We start from the raw sequence: 20529 nt of genomic DNA, 5'->3' as shown, positions 1-20529 counted from the left end.
TGTGCAGATACAATCCGTTTGAAACTGATCAAGATTGCCGTTAAGGTAGTCAGATCAGGTAGATATATTTATTTCAAGCTGTGTAGCAGCTGCCCTTACATATCTGAGTTCTATGAAACACTTACAAATATAAGCAGCTTAAATCCACAGTTGGAATAGCAACTATTGATGTACCTTGATAACTTAAAAGTCTGTATTTCTGATTCATAGGGACAGTCTACCCATTTTTAAGACTGATTCCCGCTTATTCTAGGCATCCATTTCAAAAAATCGGATTATGAGTCTGATTTCAGAGGTTTAAGTTGTCATGAATAATTCAGGTATAGTATAGATATCTTATCCAAAAATATATGTACTGACAAGAAATATGGCTGCAATATGAATTGTTATTTATTTTCCGGTACTTCCGTTTCTGTTCTGGGTAATCCATTTAGTGGCAAAATCCACTAGTTTTCTCTGACTCATAAGGCGAAGCTGCGCATTACCCAAAATACATTTATTTACGTCCGTTTCCTGCTCGAAAGCAGCACCTATGTCTACAAAATCCTCTCCGTCAACAAAAAGGGTCTCATAGGCCTTCCAGACGCGTTTTCCGCCCTCCATAACCGCACTGTGTTCAACGCAGTTATGCTTTCCGGGATATGTGGCACGGACATCAGCAAGATGAATTGATGTGTTTTTATCATAGTCTACGCCTATAAGCAGCACATCTCCGTCCAGCTCATAGAGCTTACCTATTGGAGAGCCCTCCCCGAAAATATTGGAAAGATCATGATCTTTAGTGAGATATTCTGCATTTTTGCCCCAGGCTGCCACGGATCTTGCCGGATGATCACTTCTAAGAGCCCCCGGCCAGCTTCTGAACATCTCTGCCACGGCTCCCATGGTATTTGTAGGGGTTATATTCTTGTCATAGGCAGGCCAGTTGTCGCGGATAATCTGCCAGTATTCCTCGGGAACAGTCCAGTGAACGCCATCCTCGGGATCTAAGTTTTTCCAGGACTGAGTGGGCATCATGATAGTGCCCTCAGGCCCTACTGTCTCAGTAAGCGCCTCGATGACTGTCTGAGCGCCGCCGCATACATACCCGATAGAGCTGAGGGATGTGTGTACCATAAGAGTCTGCCCCTTATGAAGGCCAATCTCTGAAAATGCAGCCAAAATCTCGTCTTTTGTAATTGGTTTCATTGTGTTCTCTCCGCTTACTGTTTAACCGCTCCATCCGACACTCCTGCCACAAGGAATCTCGATAATGAGAAATATAAAATAACAATTGGTACCGCTATAAATATGGCTCCTGCTGCGAATCTTGAGAATTCTGTCTCGCCAAGATGTGTAAGTCCAACCGCCACAGTCCACAGATCACGGTTTTTAAGCAGCATGTTAGGTAAAATGAAGTCACTCCAGGGCCATGCAAAGGAGGTAAGTGCCGTATACACCAGTATTGGCTTGGAAAGCGGCATTGTAACCTTCCAGAAAATCGTCGGATTCGAAGCTCCGTCAATTCTTGCAGCCTCATAGATAGAGTTACTTATAGTGTCAAAATAGCCCTTTTGCACAAGATATCCCATGGGTGCACCGGCTGAATAAACAAGTATAAGGCTCCAAAGGTTATTTATCAGATTGAAATTGATCATAATGAGGTAAACAGCCGTCATTCCCATAAAGCTGGGGAACATGCTGAGCACAAGGGTTGTTTTCATCAGCGGTTTTCTCATCTTAAATCTGAATCTGCTCATGGTATAGGCAGTAAGTATGACAAGAACCGTGGACAGCACACAGGAAAACACTGCAACAAACAGCGTATTCCTGAGCCAGCTGGGATAGTCATACATCTGTGTATCCGAAAAGAGCTTTATATACGTACCAAGGCTATAGCTCTGGGGGAAGAATCCCTCATAGTCATATATTGAACCTGAAGCTGAAAATGACGCAAGTACAAGCCATAACACCGGGAAGAAGAATACAAAGGAGACAATAATCAGGACTATATGCGTTATTACTGCCTCTGAGAGTCGTTCCTTTCTCATCTGAATGTATCCTCCTTTTTAAATGCTGATGAATTCACGTATGCTGTTAATGATATAACAGATGTTATTATGAAAATAATGAGACTTACTGCGGCTCCTATCCCATAGTAGTTATTATCAATTGAGAGATTGTAGAGCCAGTTAATGAGCAGATCCGTATCGCTGGCAAGGAAATAATCGTCCAGATACAGTCCGCCTCTCAGGAAATAGAACACTCCAAAGTTATTGAAGTTACCTACGAAGCTGGTTATTAGCGTAGGGGTAGTAGAAAATACCACAAAGGGAAGTGTAAGCTTTGTAAACTGCTTCCATCTTCCTGCTCCATCAAGACTTGCGGCTTCATAGAGCTCATTATTCATATTTGACAGTATTCCTGTCGCAAGGAGCATGGATGTAGGAATTGATATCCATGCATTTACCAAAAGTCCTATTATTCTGGCCTTCCAGCCCGCATCAATGTCCAGAAATCCCACGGCCTGCAGCCCAAAAGCCTTAAGATAGTAGTTTATGGGGCCGCCATAGGAAAACATGAACTTGAAGCCAAGAAGCGTGATAAATCCCGGTACAGCATAGGCAAGAATAGGAAACGCCCTCCAGAAGGTTTTTCCCTTTACACACTTTTTATTTAAAAGAAGCGCCAGGAAAAGCCCGCCAAAATAGTTAATTATTGTAGCGCTTACCGCCCAAATAATGTTCCAGCCAAGTATCCTTACGAAGGTGTCCTTGATTCCGGAAAGAGACAGTATCTGAGCAAAATTGCTTAGTCCCACCCAGTCAACAAGCTTAGGCGGAACGATATCTCCGCCATAGTTGGTGAAGGCTATAAGAATCATGAAAATGATCGGAAGAATGTTGAATACTGCAACCCCCACCACCGGCAAAAACAGCGCAACAACATAGAATTTCTTATCCACAAAGGACAGAAGTGAAGCGTAGAAGCCGGGAACAGGCTTACCCTGTTCCACCAGCTTTTCCGTATTTTTAATGTCTCTTATATTGGAAAAATAGAAAACAATTACTGCTATCAGAATGAGAAACGACAGTATTCCCTTAAGCATCATGATGATGGAGTCATCACCGGCAACGCCCAGCCAGGGATCGCCCTCCACGGTACCGAGGGTGAAAAATCCCACAATATCAGTGATTCCCGCACTAAACAGGTACCAAATATACAACCCAAGGACCGCCATATACAAAAGGCCTTTGATCCTCTGCCCGTACAGGAACTGTCCAAGTCCCATTACCACATAGGAGCACTTGGTTTTAACGTTAGTAGATTTCATTTCATGGCTCCCTTATTTTGACAAAGTAAAAATTGCATCATAGATGCTCTGTGATGCCTTATCCAGGGCTTCCTGCATAGCAGCTTCGTCGCTGTACTTCACCTCTTCGCCCTTAATCTCTCTGAATGCATCCTTAGCCACATCACTAAGAAGTGTGCGCATGGGATCCCAGATCTGATCAACGGCCTTCACTGAAGGCATAAGACTGATATGTCCGGCATTAAGGCTCTCAAAAATCATACCTGTTACGCCGCCGATCTCCTCAGCCACATCGGATCTTGTAGGTGCTATTCCGAGGATTTCAGCTCTTTTCTTGATCATCTCTCTGCTGGTTGCAAAGTTAACAAACTCTATGCACGCTTCCTTGTGTTCAGTGTAGGCACTGATTCCGTAGCCGTTGACACCACCCATGACAACTGTGTCAACTTCTGTGTCATTACCTGAAAGATTGCCGTCTGCAGGCATTTTTCCGGGAAGCTCTATCATTCCAAGATTTTCAGTTGCCTTATCGGAAGCCTCTGCGTCGCTAAGCCCCTCTGCCTTATATACATCAGCAAGTCTGTCGTGGAAAAGAACATAGGTATCCGGCGTTGATATAGAGCAGAAATATGTGCCATCCGCAACCTTGGAGTATCTGTTCTGACCGATGGAGTCATCGATACACTCCTCGCTCATAACTCCCGCAAACTGCCTGAGTCCCATCATTCCCTTTGCAGCGTCAGCCTTGCCAAATCCCACATCCTCGGGGTTTGAGATGCCGTTTTCATCCTTCCCGAATACATAACCGCCGTAAGAGAACATAAACTCTGCCATCATATAAAGGTCATTGCAGGCTGCCACAAGGCCGTAATTCTCGCCGTCAGAGTCATCCTGAATCTGCTCGGAATACTGATATAAGCTGCTCCAGTTCTGGAAGAAATCCGGAGTCTTGTCGCCATCCTTATCCCAGTCGGTTTCCCAGTTTTCCGGAAGCTTATCCTTTCTGTAAAAAAGCATGGGCTCCTGAACGTTTACAGGAATCGCGCAGGTGTACTGTTTTCCGTCGACCACGATGGTAAATGCATCCCAGGCCTCCTCCGGAATGAGCTTTGCACACTCGAAATCATCCCTGTTAAGGGCCAGAATATGCTTATCCTCAGCATAGGTCATAAGCTTGTCATTTGCCTGATACAATACGTCAGGACCATAGCCATAAGGGCCGTTTTCCGCAAGATTACTGTACTCATCCATGTTTGCATCAACCGCAACGATTCCCTTATCCTTGTAGGCTTCGTTAAACTCATTAAGGAGTTCATCAAGATAACCCTCTGATTTTGCTGTATCATTCTCAAGTATTCTTAAGGTTATGACTCCATCCTCGGATTTCTCACCTGAAGCCTTGCCGCTGCTGCTTCCGCAGGCTGTAGCACCGGCCGCCAGTGATGATATTAATAACAGGCTAAGCGCCTTCTTCATATACTTCATATTACTTCTCCTCCGTCTACGAACAGTCTGTATTTACCGGGTTCCACCTGGATTTCTCCGTCTTGACCCATACAGTCAGTCTGATTTATATATAGTGCCATATCAGCATTTTCGCCGTGTCTTTTCATACACAGCAGCTTCTTGTCTTCAGATGGATATATTGATGTCCCACTGAATGAAAATCTGCCCTTTTTCCTGATATCCGAGAGCCGCCTGATGAGCTCTCCAAGGCTCTTTTCAGGGGTATTCTCCCAATCCATGCATCTTCTGCAATCTGGGTCGTAGCCACCAACAGTATAGCACTCCGTACCATAAAAAATCGATGGCGCTCCCGGGAACAGATACAGCAGCGTAAGTGCGGCCTTCAGTCTGTCCTTGTCCTCATGAACCTCGCTGAAAAACCTATCAGTATCATGGCTATCCAGGAGGTTCAACATCATATCGTTCACCGTATCAGAGTTTCTTGCAAGGATATCATTTAGTTTAAACGCCATGCCTTCGGCGTCGAACTTATCATACGCGAAATAATCAAGAGCCGCCTTGGTAAACGCGTAATTCATAATGCTGTCGTACTGATCGCCCTTTAGGTAATTGCTGGCATCGTGCCAGTTTTCACCGATTATCACCGCTTCCTTCTTGGCAGCCTTCACCTTTTTCCTGAACCTCCTCCAGAAATCGTGGCTTATCTCATCGGATACATCAAGCCTCCAGCCGTCTATGTCAAACTCATTTATGTAATAGGTGGCGATGGATATGAGATAATCCTGCACATCCGGGTTGGAGGTGTTCCACTTTGGCATATATTTGCAGCCGGCGAAAACCTCGTAGTTGAGCGGTTCCTTGTTGGGATAATCCTCCCTTATCACAAACCAGTCATAATACTGCGATTTTCTGCCGTTTTTGACGACATCCTGGAACTTATCGTTTTTCTCACTCACATGGTTAAATACCGCGTCGAGAATTATCCTCATTCCTCGTCCATGGAGGTCCTTTACCAGCTCTTGCAGGTCTTCCTTAGTTCCAAACTCCCTGTCTATCTCGAAATAGTCCACAATATCGTACTTGTGATTGGAGGGAGACTTGAAAATCGGCGTAAGATACAGGGCATCACACCCGAGCCTTTGTATATAATCGAGTTTATTTATGATGCCCCTTATATCGCCGCCTGCAAAGCTCCTGGGATTGGGGATATCGCCCCATTTGAGGTTTATGTAGTCCTTGTCCTTCTCTTCATCCCCGATGCAGAATCTGTCTATGAATATCTGATAAAAACAGGCCTGTGACAGCCACTCCTCCTTATCAAAGACATCTGCATTATTTATGTATGGATACTGGAAAAAGTTGTAATATCCCTTGGTAAAATCATAATCAGCGGTAGCTCCGTCCTCTGAGAAATAGTAGTAATCCTCTCCGTCATACAGGTAAAATACGTAAGCAAGCCTCGTATCCTGAAGATCAAGTGTTATTGAATAATAATCGTATAATTCCCCGCGAAGCTCCCTTTTCATCAGAGCCTTCCTCTGACTCTCACCGATCACATATTTACTCTCATATACGATCCACGCCTTCTTGATGTCGTCCCTTGCTGTTCTTAGTCGTATTACAATTTCATGCTCAGATATCGGAAAACAGTACGCCGAATCCGTTATATGCAACAGTGCAAATTGGTTCATTTATACTGCCCCTTTACTCTGAAACTTCTTCAGTAGCTACCGGATCAGAGTTTCTGACTATTGAAAGTGTATCCTGAGCCTGATTATCGGGATTTGTTATTAATGTAATGGTGTAATTTCCATCAACTACAACCTCAACATTAGCTGTATCATCTGTTCCGCCAAGGCCTCCGGCATTTTTCATCTGAGTCTCATCAATATCTGTAAACTTACCAAAGCCCTTCTGTCCATCCCATGACCAGTCATGAATAACCTGGAACTGATCGCCTTCAAACAGGTCGATTGTAAGTGAAAACTCATTTGCATTTACGCCTGTGGGAACAAGCTCAAATTCTGCCTTTTCCTCATCGCTAAGATCAGCTGCCCAGTTGTTAACCTGTAGAGAACCCTTTGTTGAAGTTCCTGCTATATACCAGTGTCTTGTGTCCTCTGCCGCTGCTTCAGCTCTGAAATCTCCGTACAGGGTTGTGTCCTTATCAAAAGTATCTGTTGAAGGATCCTTCTTACTGGCTTCAACAAATGAAGGTGTTTCGAACCATCCGTTAAACTCTGCGCCATCTGCCTGCTCATAAGCTTCGTATGTGGCCTTATCAAGAGCTTCACCAGCCGTTCCTGTCACAGTACCAAGGGTTTCATCCTGGTTCATGAAGGTAACTGTGATCTCTTCTGCCGGCTTACCTGCAGCCTTGGAGCTGCCACAGCCTGACAGACTTCCTATAACCAGCATTGTTGTCATTGATCCAGCCAGCATTTTTGTGAAAAATGATCTCTTTCCCATAATTTTAATCCTCCGCGTTTTGTTTTGTTAAACTTGTTAACTTAACTGTTAAACTAGTAATAGCACTTTAAATTTCTCTTGTCAACACCGAGATGCTTTGCTATCATTAGGTTAACTTGTTAACCCAAATATAAAATGTAAAGGACGGAGCAAAATGGCTAACGAAAAAAAAGCAACTGTCCGCGATATAGCCGCAAAGGCAGGCGTTTCAGTTGCTACTGTCTCCTATGTACTTAACGATAAAAAGGATACAAAAATAAGTGACGCAACCAGGAAGAAGGTTCTTCAGGTTGCAAATTTGTTAAACTACAGTATTCCTGAAAAATATAGGAATATAGACGTAAGAAAGAGTACCTACACCATCGGCGTTATGTATCAGCTCAAGGCAGATACTCCCTCCAGAAATATGGAGATTATGACTCTTATTAATCTTCTGGCAGAGAGATTTATAAGGATAGGCTTTAACTGCCAGCTTATTCCTATCGAATCTGAGGCTGAATACAATAAACCGGTACAGGGACTTGATGGAATAATCGCGATCGACCTCGAAAACAGCATCTTCAAGCAGATGTCCGGTCATTACTTCATCCCCATCCTCTGCCTCGACATGATCATCAACGATTTCCTTTTCTATCAGATCCATACTGACATGGAGATCCTGGTATCTCAGGCAAAGGAGCACCTTGGTGATGATTTCTACCTCGTTACTGATAAGTACAATAATGAAGGCTACAGAAATTACATCTCCTCTGTAGTCCCGGATGAGAAAACTTTATATTTCTCCGATCTGGAAAGAGAGGGCTTTTCCAAATTAAAAGGCAAAAAAGCCCTGGTTTTCGGCTCACACCTTGGCATGATCCTCATGCAGTATGCAAATTGTAAGGAAATAGCCATCATTTCCAGCAGCGATGCCCCAAATAGCTATTTTAAAGCCAAAAACATCCACCACGATATCGAGAGAAAAGCCAATCTCGCCATGAATATCATGATGAATGCGCTCGAGAAAAAATTCGATGTAAAGCACGAATATAAAGTATAAACGGTAAAAATTTAAAGCAGATAATATCCTCGCAAAATTGCCTAAAGCTTTCCTTACATCTCTGATGGCAGGGTTTCTGCTCTATTAGCGATATTCTGCTTGAAATTGATGATGTCATGGTTATATTCCTCGTCCATATAAGTTGAATGAAGAAGGAAATCAGCTGTAGCTTTATTATTGGCGAATGGAATATCATAAACCTGTGCAATTCTCATAAGCGCCTTTACATCAGGATCATGAGGTGCTGCTGTAAGCGGATCGGAAAAGAAAATTACGAAATCAACCTTTCCCTCTACTATCTTGGCACCAATCTGCTGGTCGCCTCCAAGCGGGCCGGAGTTGTAGCCTCTTACAGGAAGTCCTGTGGCATCTGTAATCATGCGGGCTGTTGTCCCTGTTCCGCACAGGAAATGATTCTTAAGTGTCTCCGCATTATCCTTACACCACTTTATAAGCTCTGCTTTCTTACCATCATGGGCGATAAGTGCAATATTTTTCTGTTTTCCAATTGTAAGTGTAATTGTATCTGTCATATCTGTCCTCCCAAGTTGTTTTTTAATGCTAAATTAGTCTTTATCGAAAAAATCTGTAGCGGTAAAAACGCCGCTAATGTGGATTATTATACCATTTCTGGCTGTTTTGGGTAGACTTTATCATATTCATTTCGCCTTATACATCATGACATCATTACATCATGATGTTGTATCATCAAATTGTTTTGTCTTGCAAAGTCCTTCAAAAAAGAGGCTTGCTACTCCCCTGAAACATAGCTATTATCATAGTATTGGCTGTAAACCCGACACAATTATATTGCATATCTTTTTTAGAAAGTGAAAACAAAATGAGAAAAAAAATATCCTTTTCAAGTGATTACACAAAAGGCGCTCATCCTAACATATTGAAGCGCCTCCAGGAAACCAATTTTGAACAGTTAGATGGCTACGGCACCGACGAATACTGCAAAAGCGCAGCTGATAAGATAAGAGAAGCCTGCGATGCAAAGGACGCAGATGTGTTCTTTCTGGTGGGCGGAACCCAGACCAATCAGATCATTATCGATATGCTTCTTGAGCCCTATGAGGGCGTTGTGGCTGCTCAGACAGGACATGTGGCAGCTCACGAAGCAGGTGCCATCGAGTTTTCCGGCCATAAGGTGCTTACTATCCCCGGATTTGTAGAGCCCAAAGAGTTATCTGGCGAAGGTACTTCAAAAAAACCGGTTTATTCCGATCAGATCGGTAAGATCAGAGCCTGTGACCTCAAAAAGCTCCTCTCTGATTTTTACGCAGATGATAACCATGAGCACATGGTATTCCCAGGAGCAGTGTACATTTCACATCCGACAGAGTATGGCACTCTTTATTCCAGGTCAGAGCTTGAAGAGCTCTCAGCCATCTGTAAGGAATATGAGATACCGCTTTTCCTTGATGGTGCGAGACTTGGCTATGGTCTCATGAGCCGCAGAACAGATGTGACTCTTCAGGATATAGCAAGGCTCGTTGATGCATTTTATATCGGCGGAACCAAGGTTGGCGCACTGTTTGGAGAGGCTGTCGTATTTCCGAAAAAAGTGCCCACAAAGCACCCTGTTCCCATCATCAAGCAGCATGGTGCCCTTCTTGCAAAGGGATGGCTCCTTGGACTTATGTTTGATACTCTTTTTACTGATGATCTTTACATGAACATCAGCCGCAATGCCATTGATATGGCAGAGGAGCTTCGCGCAGAGCTCGTTAAAAAGGGCTATCAGTTATTCATCGATTCTCCCACCAATCAGCAATTCATTTTGATGGATGATGAGAAATTAAAGGAATTATCAGAGCATGTAAGATACGGCTTCTGGGAGAAATATGACGATACCCACACCGTAATAAGGCTTGCCACGGACTGGGCGACCACTAAAGAAGACATCGATGAGCTTATGAAGTTTTTATGATATACAGGCGCTGATCATTGATAAATACAGCATGAAAAATCCCCGATTCAGATACCTGAACCGGGGATTATCTTTAATTATTCAGTTTTAATTTACCTCGTCAGAAGTGCCATCCTTTTTAACTACGATGAGCTTGCATCCAAGACCGAATGCTGCAACTGATCCGGCGATGAGTGCCCAGGGAGCTGCTGCAAGTCCAACGATACCGCCGATGATACCTACATTAACAGGTACGCTAAGGACAATCTCATCATCCTTTTTAATCTGGATACGATCAACATTTCCCTCTTCAACAATCTTTTTAAGCTTGTCAATGAGGTTCTTAATGTCATCCCCGATGTCCTTTGTAGCGGGCTGTATAAGCTTTACTGCCTCATCAACATCTCCGTTAGTCTTTTCAAGTGCTTCTTTAGCTGTCTTATACTCTACCCCTGTAAGTTCCATTACTTTTTCAATAGCTTCAAGTGTTATATTCATTGTCTCTCCTTTCTGTTCTTATGCGTTTTGCAATAAGACTGGCAATGCCAACAACAATTGTTTTGTTTATGCTATTACTATAATGTGTCTAATCTATCTGTTACATATCATATAGAGCAAAACCTGATATTCTATTTCTCTATTTTAGCAAAAAAATTATCAGAATTCAGCGTTGATTCTGATAAAAAAATGCAAAAAAAGCTGGTTCTCCGAAGAAAACCAGCTATATTCTAATCTTCTCTTGCCATCTTGCTCTCAAGCTTGTTTTTATACATGAGATCATCGGCACGTTTAAATACATCATTCATTGAGGTGTCTATATACTGATCGTATACCGCAAGTCCAAGGGCTGCTGAATATCGCTCCCATGGCTCTTTACTCTTATCCAGGGCACTCTTATCGAATTCCTCTTTTAGCTTGGCAACCAGCTTATCTCTGTTGCGATAGTCGATATTTTCAAGCAGTACAACAAATTCATCACCGCCAATTCGGAATACGGGAGAATGGTTGAAAACTCTACAAATAATGCGACAGGCTCCCAGAAGAAAATCATTTCCATGCTCATGACCATAATGGTCATTTATCTTCTTCAGATTGTTTACATCAGCCATCAAAATGGCAAAGCTGGCAGTATTATTTGCGATATTTTCGTTAATACGCTCCTGCGTCTTGTCATACCAGGCCTTGTTCTTAACGTTTGTGAGAGCATCCTGATATGCAATCATATCCATACGATTGACCTTGCTCTTCATATCCTCGACCATGCCTTCGGCTTCAAGGATGTTATTTACATACATGCGCATATCCATCGCCATCTGCGTTATGGCTTTCGATAAGGATTCCACTTCGTTTTTGGTGTGAATATCCGGCGCCTTGTAATTTAACAGGTTCGGATCCTTTTCTTCCTTTGAATGACTAACCTTTGCAAACACACCAACACTTTTTTCAAGCTGCCCTATAGGTTCGGTGACATTACTGCTCATCCACATGGTAAATACTGTAATGAAAACCATACCCATAACCATAATAAGTACGACTGTAATGGCTGTATGGGCTGTTATTGCGAACTGAATATCTTCGACATTGATATCAACGCACAAAAGTGCAATATGCTCTCCGGCATCATTGATAAGTGGCTGTGCTGCCGTATAATCATATCCCCAGGTTGAAAAATTTTTGAAATGAGATATAGTATTCCTCTCCAGAGCGGCCTGATAGGTCTGTAAATCCTCTTCTGTGTATACATCATACATCATATAATTCAGATAATAACCATCCGGATCTGTTGCTCTGCCCTCAGCAGTATCTGCTGAAAAAATATTCATCATCCCATGCTCAGCATCGCCCAAAACAGGTTTTACTATATATAAATAATGGATGTCAAAATCTTCCATAATGGAGTCCATAAGGAGCCCCATTTCTTTGAATTTTTCTGTTTCAACACCTGTTTCTATACACTTGGTAAGATCCTCGATATCGATATGGCCTTCTACATACTCAATGATGTCTGAAGTCCTCTTGTCATAAGCACGATAAAGGGAACTGGAAAATGTAGAATATGCCAGAATACTAAGTGTCACGCATAACAAAGCTATGAATGCAATTGTAAATATTAAGATGCTTCGTTTTAAGGGTTTCTCAATAGTTTTCACGCTTTTCTCCTGTTCGTCCCAGAATCGTAAAAAAGCATAGTTATATACATAATTTTATCATTATACTTAGTCAAATAATTATAATAACTTAGTAAATTTGTATAAAATAATAATAACCTGACCTTGGCGAGATCAGGTTATCATCACATATTATAGGAGGACTAAAAAAAGGAAAAAAACTTTTTTAACTTACTATTCTTAATACATCCTCTGAAAGCTCGGGCTTTCTCGGGAGGTGCCCATACAGAAACCGGAGGCTTGTCGCGTTCCCTGTATGTTCTTCTTTCTGATATATATTTCGGTGAATTCTTAGGTCAGATAACACATTTTTCTCAAAAAATCCCTGATATTGAACTTTTATTCCAATAAAAGAGTCAGAACATGAAAATACATTACAAAATTAATCTCAATTCTAAAAAAATGATTAAATTTGTCATCTTGCAATAACGCGTCAAAGTGATAAAGTGTTCGGTAAGTTGATTTTGCATAGTATTATTTGATTATTTTTAAGGAGTAGTCCATGAGTTTTACTGATTCATATTTGAAAGAGCTTCTTCGTCGTTACCAGGCGAACTTCGATATAACAGAAAACTTCAAATTAGGCGATAAACTCTATCCCGCATACGCGTGGTTTTACTCGCTTAGTGAAAAGTATGTCCTTAAGAAGGAAGCAAAGCTCTGGGCTATAAGAGCTTATGAACACGTTCTTTTTATAGAAGAGGACCAGCTTACACAGGAAAAGCTCTTAGATCTGATGGATGTCATTAAGGATTACGCAGAGCCTGAGCTTGTAAGGAAAAACAACAAATATCCTGAAAAAGATCACATGTGTTCCTATATCACCTTTGTTGTACTTACATCCAGAGATACTGATGCCCAAACCGCTAAGGCTATAAAAAAATTCAACTATGATAAGGGATATCTGTTTAATTTCAGAGGACACTGCGAGGCAAGGCTTGCGGCAGTATCCATGGAGAGCGGTCAGGTAATAACCAATCGTTCCGGAAAGGATATGAAATCCCTTCTGGAGGACGCACATATCAAAACAGTTGATATTGTAAAAACTCAGACAGAGGCTGCGACTGACGATTCCTACGAATTTGTCAGTTGATATATACCCTATGGGGAAAAAAGGAGGAGAAAAGTATGAATGCAGCATTATTACTTATTGTAAGTATTGCAATCCTTGCTGTCGGATATGTTTTCTATGGCGGCTGGCTTGCAAAGCAGTGGGGAATCGATCCCAGCAGAAAGACTCCCGCTCACGAATTAGAGGACGGTATGGACTATGTTCCTGCAAAGACACCTGTCCTTATGGGTCACCATTTTTCATCTATCGCTGGTGCTGGCCCTATTAACGGACCTATCCAGGCCGCAGTATTCGGTTGGGTACCGGTACTTCTTTGGGTTCTTATTGGAGGTATTTTCTTTGGAGGCGTGCATGATTTTGGCGCACTTTTTGCTTCCCTTCGTCACAAGGGACAGTCAATCGGCGAAATCATAGACGATTCCATGGGAAGAACAGCTAAGAAGCTTTTCCTTACCTTCGGTTATCTTACACTTCTTCTGGTAGTAGCTGCTTTTAGTTCAATTGTTGCAAGTACATTTGGTACAACTACTGCTGCAGGTGTTGCTGTAGAAGGTGCTACACTGGCTGCAAACGAGTCTACAGCTATGATTTCACTTCTTTTCATAGCGCTTGCTATTATTTTTGGTTATTTTGTTTATAGAAAGAATGCAAATATTGCACTGGCATCTGTACTTGGTTGTGCAGGCATTGCTGCTATCGTAGCAATCGGTCTTAACTTCCATCCCGTTGCTCTTTCTTACAACACATGGATGTGGGTACTTGGTGCATATATCCTTGTGGCTTCAGTTACTCCTGTATGGATTCTTCTGCAGCCCAGAGATTATCTCAGCTCATTCCTGCTTTATTTCATGATCGCTGCAGGTGTTATTGCAGTAATCGGTGCAGTTGTAACAGGTAATGGACAGTTCGCTGTACCAGCAATGGGAGATGCTTCACTTAAGGGAACAGGCGTATTTACAACAGGCACAGCCTTCCCTGCATTGTTTGTCACAATAGCTTGTGGTGCTATTTCAGGCTTCCACTCACTTGTTTCATCAGGAACAACAGCTAAGCAGCTTGATAACGAGAAAAATGCCCGTCCTGTTGCTTACGGTTCAATGCTTATCGAGTGTATTGTTGCTGTTATCTCACTTTGTGCAATCGGTTTTGTATGGTCAGCAGCTTCAGACGGAACTTATGCAAGTCCTACACAGGTATTTGCAGGCGGCCTTTCAGCTATGATCGGAAGCTTCGCTCCCTCTGTACAGAACACAATGTATCAAATGCTTATCCTTGCTGTTTCAGTATTCTGCCTTACATCACTTGATACAGCTACACGTCTTGCAAGATACATGTTCCAGGAGTTTTTCCTTGAGCAGGGTCAGACAGCAAAGGATGCAACAGGTTACAAGAAGGTTCTCGCTAATCCTTACGTAGCAACAGCAATCACAGTTGTTCTCGGTGTAAGCCTTGGTATGACAGGTTACACCAAGATCTGGCCTCTCTTCGGTGCTGCAAACCAGCTCCTCGCTGCTGTAGGTCTCATCGCTGTTTGCACATGGCTTGGCGCAGTTGGTAAGAACAACAAGATGTTCTATATTCCCATGGTATTCATGCTTGTAGTAACCATCTGCTCACTGTTCCAGACAATCACAGCTAAGCTTAACGCTTACACATCAGGTGCTGCCGATGTATGGGCACTTATCCAGGCTGGTATTGCTATTCTGCTTGTAGTATTATCACTTGTTTTATCAGCTATTGCAGCTAAGGTTCTTGTTAATCAGTACAAGGAAAACAAGAAAAAAGCAACCAAAGAAGATGCAGCTTAATTCAAGCTTCATTATAGCCATTAAAAAAGGTCCGATACTGTTAACAGTATCGGACCTCACTTTTTATCAGCGTTTATAAAATATCAAGCGTTCTGCATAGCCTGCTCGATCGCATACGATAACTGATCGGGACATGATGTGTTCTTAAAGCCGCATTTTATTCCTCTAAGCTTACTGATAGCGTCCTCAGCCTTCATTCCTTCAACAAGTCTTGAAACTCCCTGAAGATTACCGTTACAGCCATTTGTAAACGCCACGCTCTTTATAATTCCATCCTCAACCTCAATATCTATCTGTGTTGAGCAGGTGCCCTTTGTCTTGTAAATCATTGTGTATACTCTCCTATCCCTGATATTTCTCAGGTATTCCACGTATTTATGTTTCAGAGACATAGTATACCACATAAAATCAGATTGTATAATAGTTGTTAATGTACAAAATTCGCCGGATTTTTACTGTACAAGTATAGTTATTACCCTTGTAAATGAAGGAATATAGGGTAAAATAAAGCGATAGCATTTTTAAAGGAGATAAATATACTATGAACATTAATCCTATGGCCATTATGGCACTTCAGCAGAAATTAGGCACCTTTAAGCAGGAACACCCCCGTGTTCTTCCCTTTTTAGGCGCAGTTAAGGATAGCGCTATGGATATAGGCACTATCATCGATATGAAGGTCACAACTACAGATGGTGTTGAGAAGCAGTGCAATATAAAAATCACTCAGAATGATATAGACATCTTCCAGACTCTTATGAATATAAATAACGCACAGTAAAATTGACTTTTTGGGGAGAATCGGTATGAAAAACTATGACATGACAGAAAAACTTGCAGCTATTGATAAAGTTATTAGCAATGGTCCTTACGCTGACACATGGGAGTCCCTGTCAGCCTACAATGTTCCGAAGTGGTACAACGGTATGCGCTTTGGAATCTTCATTCACTACGGTGTATTTGCGGTTCCCGCTTATGATAACGAGTGGTATTCACGCAACATGTATGAAAAGGACTCTGTAGCCTACAAGCACCACATCGAAACCTATGGAAAGCACACAGATTTTGGCTATAAGGATTTCATTCCTATGTTTAAAGCCGAGAATTTTGACCCGGACAAGTGGGTGCACAGCTTCAAGGATGCAGGTGCACAATATGTTGTGCCGGTCGCAGAGCATCACGACGGTTTTCAGATGTATGATTCCGATTTATCCTCATTTAATGCCAAGGATATGGGTCCTCACAGGGATATACTCGGCAGCCTGAAGAAAAGCTGCGAGGATGAAGGTCTTATTTTCGGTACATCTTCCCACAGAATTGAGCATTTCTTCTTCCAGAGCGGCGGAAGGGAATTTGAGAGCGATATAACAGGTGAATTCCACAGAGGAGACCTCTATTGGCCTTCCATAAAGGGTCCCAGGGACTTTGATGCAATTGATGGTGAATGTGTTCCCACAGAGGAATTCATGCAGGATTGGCTCGTAAGAACCTGTGAGATCATAGATAAATATCAGCCTAATATTCTTTACTTTGACTGGTGGATCCAGCGCGTGGAGCTTAAGCCCTATTTGAGAAAACTTCTTGCATATTTCTACAACCGTGCTGCATCCTGGGGCAAGGAGGTTGTAGTCAATTACAAGCACGATGCAATACCTTTTGGCATTGCTGTACCGGACATTGAACGTGGTCAGCTTGCGGCTCAGAAGCCTTACCGCTGGCAGAGTGATACCGCTATGTGCTTTAATTCCTGGTGCTACACCGAGCAAAATAAGTACAAGGAAGCAAAAGATATCCTCTGTGATCTTATAGATATCATATCCAAGAATGGTACAATGCTTTTGAACATAGGTCCCAAGGCAGATGGTACCTTCTCTGATGAAGAAACCGCTATCCTTAAGGAGATCGGATCCTGGCTTAAGACCAATCATGAGGCTGTTTTTGACGCAGCACCCTATCGCACCTACGGTGAGGGTAATGTATCCATCGTTGAAGGAGCCTTCCAGGATGGTAATGTAAAGGCATTTTCATCTGAGGATTTCCGTTTTCTTGCAGGAAACGGCCATATATACGTAATAGCAATGCGTCCCTCCAAGGACGGTAATTATGCTGTTAAATCCTTCGCAAAAAAACAGGGGTTATTTAATAGCCCCATCGCAGAAATAGTGCGTCTTGGGGATAATTCACCCTTAGAATTTACTCACGATGGTGATGCACTCCGCATTAAATGTAACAGCTCAGATTCAGATGATCTTCCTGTGGTATTCAGGCTCAGCATCTAAAAGTGTGCTATACTGACAAAAAACAATGAAGAAGGCACCGGATTTTGAAGAAATTTAAGAAGTTTTTAAAATGGCTGATAATACTTATAGTTGCTATTGTAGTAATCTCCGTGGTGGGCTTTAAAATATACACCAGCAGTTACTACAGAGCAGATATCGGTATTATCGATAATATTGAAAAGCTCCTATCGGGTGAAGTTATGTCCTTTTCAGACAAAAACTGTACAGTTTTTATCCCTGCTAAGCAGGAACGAAAGGCTGTAATCGTTTTTTATCCCGGGGGAAAGGTTGAATATACTTCTTACAACGGGCTTATGTACGAGCTTGCTGCAAGGGGATATGTATGTCTTTTGACCAGAATGCCGGAAAATCTTGCTGTTCTTAACATAAATGCCGTGGACAAGCTGACATCAAAATATCCTGAGTTCACTAAAGAAGCTGAGCATCTGGACTGGTATCTTGCAGGTCATTCCCTTGGCGGCGTGGCCGCCAGCGTACACCTTGAAAAGACCTTATCTTTAGCAAAAAGCGGCGAAAATTCAACAATCCCGTCTGAATATAAGGGAATCATTCTCTGTGCCTCATATCCGTCTGTAGATTTTTCCGACGCAGATATTCGTCTTCTTTCGATTTACGGATCAAATGACGGGGTTTTGGACATGAAACAGTATGAAGCCAGCAAAAAGCTCTGGCCTGAGAATTCTGAAGAATATGTAATCCAGGGCGGAATACATTCATATTTTGGAAGCTATGGAATCCAGGATAAGGACGGAAAGCCCCAGATAACCAACTTTGAACAAATAACCCAGACAGCAGATATAATTGCCGACTGGGTTAGTCATTAAAATTTCTATTATTTTTTAAGAATACCTGAGAACGCGGAAAGCAGAGCAATACTGATGAATATTCCACCCATAATGTCGGTGAACCAGTGAACTCCGCAGATCAGTCTTCCCAATACAGTAATAACCATAATTATTGCACAAGCGACTTGTAGGATAGATGCAAGTCGTTTGTTTTTTATGTACTGGTTTAACACCATTATTGTGCTACCCATAACAACACAGATAAGCATTGTGTGTGATGATGGGAAGGAAGCCTCAGGCTCTGAAGAATCATACATTATCATCGGTCTGTAATTTATTATTACCTTCTCGAACAAAGCATAGAGCCCAAGCACTACTGCATATAAGCAGCCCAATTTGATTATTGTAGCATCAACCTTAAAAACACTTTTTCTCTGCACAAGCTGGATAAGACCTACCAGTGCAAATATTGCACAAACAAGTAATGCAAGTATTCCGAACACCTCAGTTATTGTATACCAAATGATATTTACTCCAAAAAAGTCGTGAACACCGCCGTTTATATGCGAAAAACCAATGGATGTATCCATGGGTCCTATCTGTGCAACATCATAGGTTTTGACCAGGATGATCAACAACACTGTAAGTATGGCAAAAATGCCTGAAACAACAAAACTTTTCTTATTATTCATAACTTTGTACTTCTCCTATCTAAATTAACAGCATTAACGATCGCTGTTGGCTTCTCTTAGTTCAGCAGCCGTAACGTTTATGAAGTTCGCAAGTCTTCTGACCATGGATATCTGTCCATGAATCTTCTGCTCCTCGGGAACCTCTATCGCCTTATCTCCTATTCCGGTGGGCTGAGAAAGCGCCTGTCCGCCCTCTCTCATACCAATGGCAATAAGAGTCACATGATGCTCTATTATATAGTCGCCCATATTCATGATCTCACCGCTTGAGTAGAAACCGCTCACCGGCGCGATAAAGCTAAAAGGCCCAGTTTCTTTATTTATAAGATATTTCCAATACAGTCTTCTGACTCCGCAGGAATAAAGAAACACCGCCTGAGGCGCGAAGCTTCTGACATTCCAGACCAGATCCTCCACGTCTGACTTTATCACATCAGGATCACCGTATGAGAGGTTCACGGTTGTACCCTGTCTGATATTTGCCGCAAGATTGATGGAATCATCCTTTGTATCACAGGAAAACGGCAGTCTCAAAACATCATAACCGTGCTGCTTTGACAACAGCGGGAATTCAAGCATGTTTGCAAAGAAATTCTCATCTGCCTGAATATCAAGATATTTACTGTAAATTTTGCCTGCAGGAACACCATCAAGCTCATACAGCTTCTTTCCTACAATTTTTGTAACCTCAAGGTCTTTACCAAGAGGCTTCCAGCCGGTAGCGTGATGTACATCTACATGCAGATCGTCTCCCGCATAAGTAATAAGTACTACTCCGGAGCTACATATTTTATCTCTATCAATAACTTTTGTTTCTGTATTTTCTATTTCACAGCCTGCACTTCCGGCTCCAAAGATTTTGATTTTTTTCTCGAGCTTTTCAACTTCATCCAATATAGCAGTAGAATTAATGGATTTTAAAGTAAGCAATATCTCCGCAGCACAGACCTTATCCGTAGTATCAATTGTGCGCCTTATCCGGGCTCCAATCTCGCTCTCTTCCCCCGGCTTGCACTCAAACAGATACGCCTTTACATCGGAAGTATCAAAAACGGAAACTGCCATTACAAGGCCGTCTTCTGCCAGATGACCATCGCAAATATCACCATTTGAGCTGGTTCCTGCTATTGCTGCCTTGGGATACATCTCCAGGATCTCGCTCTGAACGGCTTTGATATCCTCATCATTAAACTTCATAGTATACAGATGGAAAAGAATTGCGCTGTATGGCTGTCTCTGAGTATAAGCATAAATATCTGTCAGAGCCTTTTGCACATCTGTTACTGCTGTTAATTCAAAATTAAACTGTTTCAATAATATTCCCTCATTAGCATATTTTTACAACATTTTAATAATATATCAAAACAAGTATCTATTAAATAGGCAATTTTCAATTCCCGATATATAGGAGCAAAATACTATATCTAGTATTTTATATGATACCCCTATCTATATATTGACCACCAATATGTTCTGTGATAACTTATAGATATGGGTGTATAAGTTTTATGGGGGTATTCTT

The 20529-nt window shown here is 42.1% G+C and carries 20 protein-coding genes; 8 read left to right on the top strand and 12 right to left on the bottom strand.

The genetic code is table 11. The features are described 5' to 3' along the window. Window positions 1–159, top strand: a 159-nt coding sequence (locus G587_RS25155) for a transposase (protein ID WP_196812575.1), incomplete at its 5' end; no start/stop codon positions are given. A 231-nt stretch (window positions 160–390) separates the two neighbouring features. Here the strand turns inward: G587_RS25155 and G587_RS0112710 are convergent. Genes G587_RS0112710 through G587_RS24535 form a run of 6 tightly spaced genes read right to left on the bottom strand, consistent with a single transcriptional unit; the run spans window position 391 to window position 7228 of the window. Next, a complete protein-coding gene (locus G587_RS0112710) occupies window positions 391–1188 on the bottom strand; it encodes an aminoglycoside N(3)-acetyltransferase (RefSeq protein WP_026492563.1) in 798 nt (265 codons plus the stop codon). A gap of 14 nt (window positions 1189–1202) precedes the next feature. Then, entirely contained in the window at window positions 1203–2030 is an 828-nt protein-coding gene (locus tag G587_RS0112705; RefSeq protein ID WP_026492562.1) for a sugar ABC transporter permease, read from the bottom strand. Continuing rightward, a complete protein-coding gene (locus tag G587_RS0112700) occupies window positions 2027–3313 on the bottom strand; it encodes a carbohydrate ABC transporter permease (RefSeq protein ID WP_026492561.1) in 1287 nt (428 codons plus the stop codon). Before G587_RS0112700 ends, G587_RS0112705 begins: the two co-directional genes overlap by 4 nt. 12 nt (window positions 3314–3325) lie before the next feature. Next, window positions 3326–4777, bottom strand: a complete 1452-nt coding sequence (locus tag G587_RS0112695) for a sugar ABC transporter substrate-binding protein (RefSeq protein ID WP_026492560.1) — start codon at window positions 4775–4777, stop codon at window positions 3326–3328. Further along, window positions 4774–6450, bottom strand: coding sequence for a glycoside hydrolase family 13 protein (locus tag G587_RS0112690; protein ID WP_026492559.1), 1677 nt, complete (start codon window positions 6448–6450; stop codon window positions 4774–4776). Before G587_RS0112690 ends, G587_RS0112695 begins: the two co-directional genes overlap by 4 nt. Window positions 6451–6463: 13 nt before the next feature. After that, window positions 6464–7228, bottom strand: a complete 765-nt coding sequence (locus tag G587_RS24535; RefSeq protein ID WP_051201014.1) for a hypothetical protein — start codon at window positions 7226–7228, stop codon at window positions 6464–6466. 154 nt (window positions 7229–7382) lie between these two features. On the opposite strand from G587_RS24535, the gene G587_RS0112680 reads away from it, so the two are divergent. Then, window positions 7383–8267 carry a LacI family DNA-binding transcriptional regulator gene (locus G587_RS0112680; protein ID WP_026492558.1) on the top strand — a complete coding sequence of 295 codons (885 nt, stop codon included), beginning with the start codon at window positions 7383–7385 and terminating at the stop codon, window positions 8265–8267. A gap of 53 nt (window positions 8268–8320) precedes the next feature. Here the strand turns inward: G587_RS0112680 and G587_RS0112675 are convergent, their stop codons facing one another. Further along, window positions 8321–8800: a methylglyoxal synthase gene (locus G587_RS0112675; protein ID WP_026492557.1), complete on the bottom strand. Its 480-nt coding sequence runs from the start codon at window positions 8798–8800 to the stop codon at window positions 8321–8323. Between the two features lie 308 nt (window positions 8801–9108). Between G587_RS0112675 and G587_RS0112670 the strand changes: the two genes are divergently transcribed. Continuing rightward, window positions 9109–10203 carry a threonine aldolase family protein gene (locus tag G587_RS0112670; protein ID WP_026492556.1) on the top strand — a complete coding sequence of 365 codons (1095 nt, stop codon included), beginning with the start codon at window positions 9109–9111 and terminating at the stop codon, window positions 10201–10203. Window positions 10204–10290: 87 nt separating this feature from the next. Here G587_RS0112670 and G587_RS22665 read toward each other — a convergent pair whose 3' ends face one another. Both G587_RS22665 and G587_RS22660 read right to left on the bottom strand, forming a co-directional pair. Then, the gene (locus tag G587_RS22665) at window positions 10291–10680 is read right to left on the bottom strand and encodes a DUF4342 domain-containing protein (RefSeq protein ID WP_035786627.1); all 390 of its coding nucleotides are present in this window, start codon (window positions 10678–10680) and stop codon (window positions 10291–10293) included. 230 nt (window positions 10681–10910) lie between these two features. After that, window positions 10911–12332 carry a GGDEF domain-containing protein gene (locus G587_RS22660; RefSeq protein WP_035786607.1) on the bottom strand — a complete coding sequence of 474 codons (1422 nt, stop codon included), beginning with the start codon at window positions 12330–12332 and terminating at the stop codon, window positions 10911–10913. 520 nt (window positions 12333–12852) lie between these two features. Between G587_RS22660 and G587_RS22655 the strand changes: the two genes are divergently transcribed. Together G587_RS22655 and G587_RS0112650 are read left to right on the top strand one after the other, a co-directional pair. Continuing rightward, window positions 12853–13443 carry a hypothetical protein gene (locus tag G587_RS22655; protein ID WP_051201013.1) on the top strand — a complete coding sequence of 197 codons (591 nt, stop codon included), beginning with the start codon at window positions 12853–12855 and terminating at the stop codon, window positions 13441–13443. Window positions 13444–13478: 35 nt separating this feature from the next. Next, complete coding sequence (locus tag G587_RS0112650) at window positions 13479–15230, top strand: carbon starvation CstA family protein (protein WP_026492555.1); 1752 nt, start codon at window positions 13479–13481, stop codon at window positions 15228–15230. Between the two features lie 83 nt (window positions 15231–15313). On the opposite strand, the gene G587_RS0112645 is transcribed toward G587_RS0112650, so the two are convergent. Then, window positions 15314–15559 carry a TIGR03905 family TSCPD domain-containing protein gene (locus G587_RS0112645; protein WP_026492554.1) on the bottom strand — a complete coding sequence of 82 codons (246 nt, stop codon included), beginning with the start codon at window positions 15557–15559 and terminating at the stop codon, window positions 15314–15316. A gap of 212 nt (window positions 15560–15771) precedes the next feature. On the opposite strand from G587_RS0112645, the gene G587_RS0112640 reads away from it, so the two are divergent. The 3 genes from G587_RS0112640 to G587_RS0112630 are packed head-to-tail and all read left to right on the top strand — an operon-like array spanning window position 15772 to window position 18354. Continuing rightward, complete coding sequence (locus G587_RS0112640) at window positions 15772–16011, top strand: hypothetical protein (RefSeq protein WP_035786605.1); 240 nt, start codon at window positions 15772–15774, stop codon at window positions 16009–16011. Window positions 16012–16036: 25 nt separating this feature from the next. Next, entirely contained in the window at window positions 16037–17509 is a 1473-nt protein-coding gene (locus G587_RS0112635; RefSeq protein ID WP_081679438.1) for an alpha-L-fucosidase, read from the top strand. A gap of 44 nt (window positions 17510–17553) precedes the next feature. After that, window positions 17554–18354, top strand: a complete 801-nt coding sequence (locus G587_RS0112630; protein ID WP_051201012.1) for an alpha/beta hydrolase — start codon at window positions 17554–17556, stop codon at window positions 18352–18354. 8 nt (window positions 18355–18362) lie between these two features. Here G587_RS0112630 and G587_RS0112625 read toward each other — a convergent pair whose 3' ends face one another. Beyond that, window positions 18363–19007 (bottom strand): phosphatase PAP2 family protein, encoded by a 645-nt coding sequence (locus G587_RS0112625; protein WP_026492550.1) that lies wholly within the window; start codon window positions 19005–19007, stop codon window positions 18363–18365. A 33-nt stretch (window positions 19008–19040) separates the two neighbouring features. After that, window positions 19041–20321: an FIST signal transduction protein gene (locus G587_RS0112620; RefSeq protein ID WP_026492549.1), complete on the bottom strand. Its 1281-nt coding sequence runs from the start codon at window positions 20319–20321 to the stop codon at window positions 19041–19043. Between the last annotated feature and the right edge of the window lie 208 nt (window positions 20322–20529).

This window comes from Butyrivibrio sp. XPD2002, assembly GCF_000423945.1.
Taxonomy (GTDB): domain Bacteria; phylum Bacillota; class Clostridia; order Lachnospirales; family Lachnospiraceae; genus Butyrivibrio.
The sequence above is the reverse complement of the archived record's forward strand: the minus strand, read 5'-3'. Positions and strand labels throughout refer to the sequence as shown.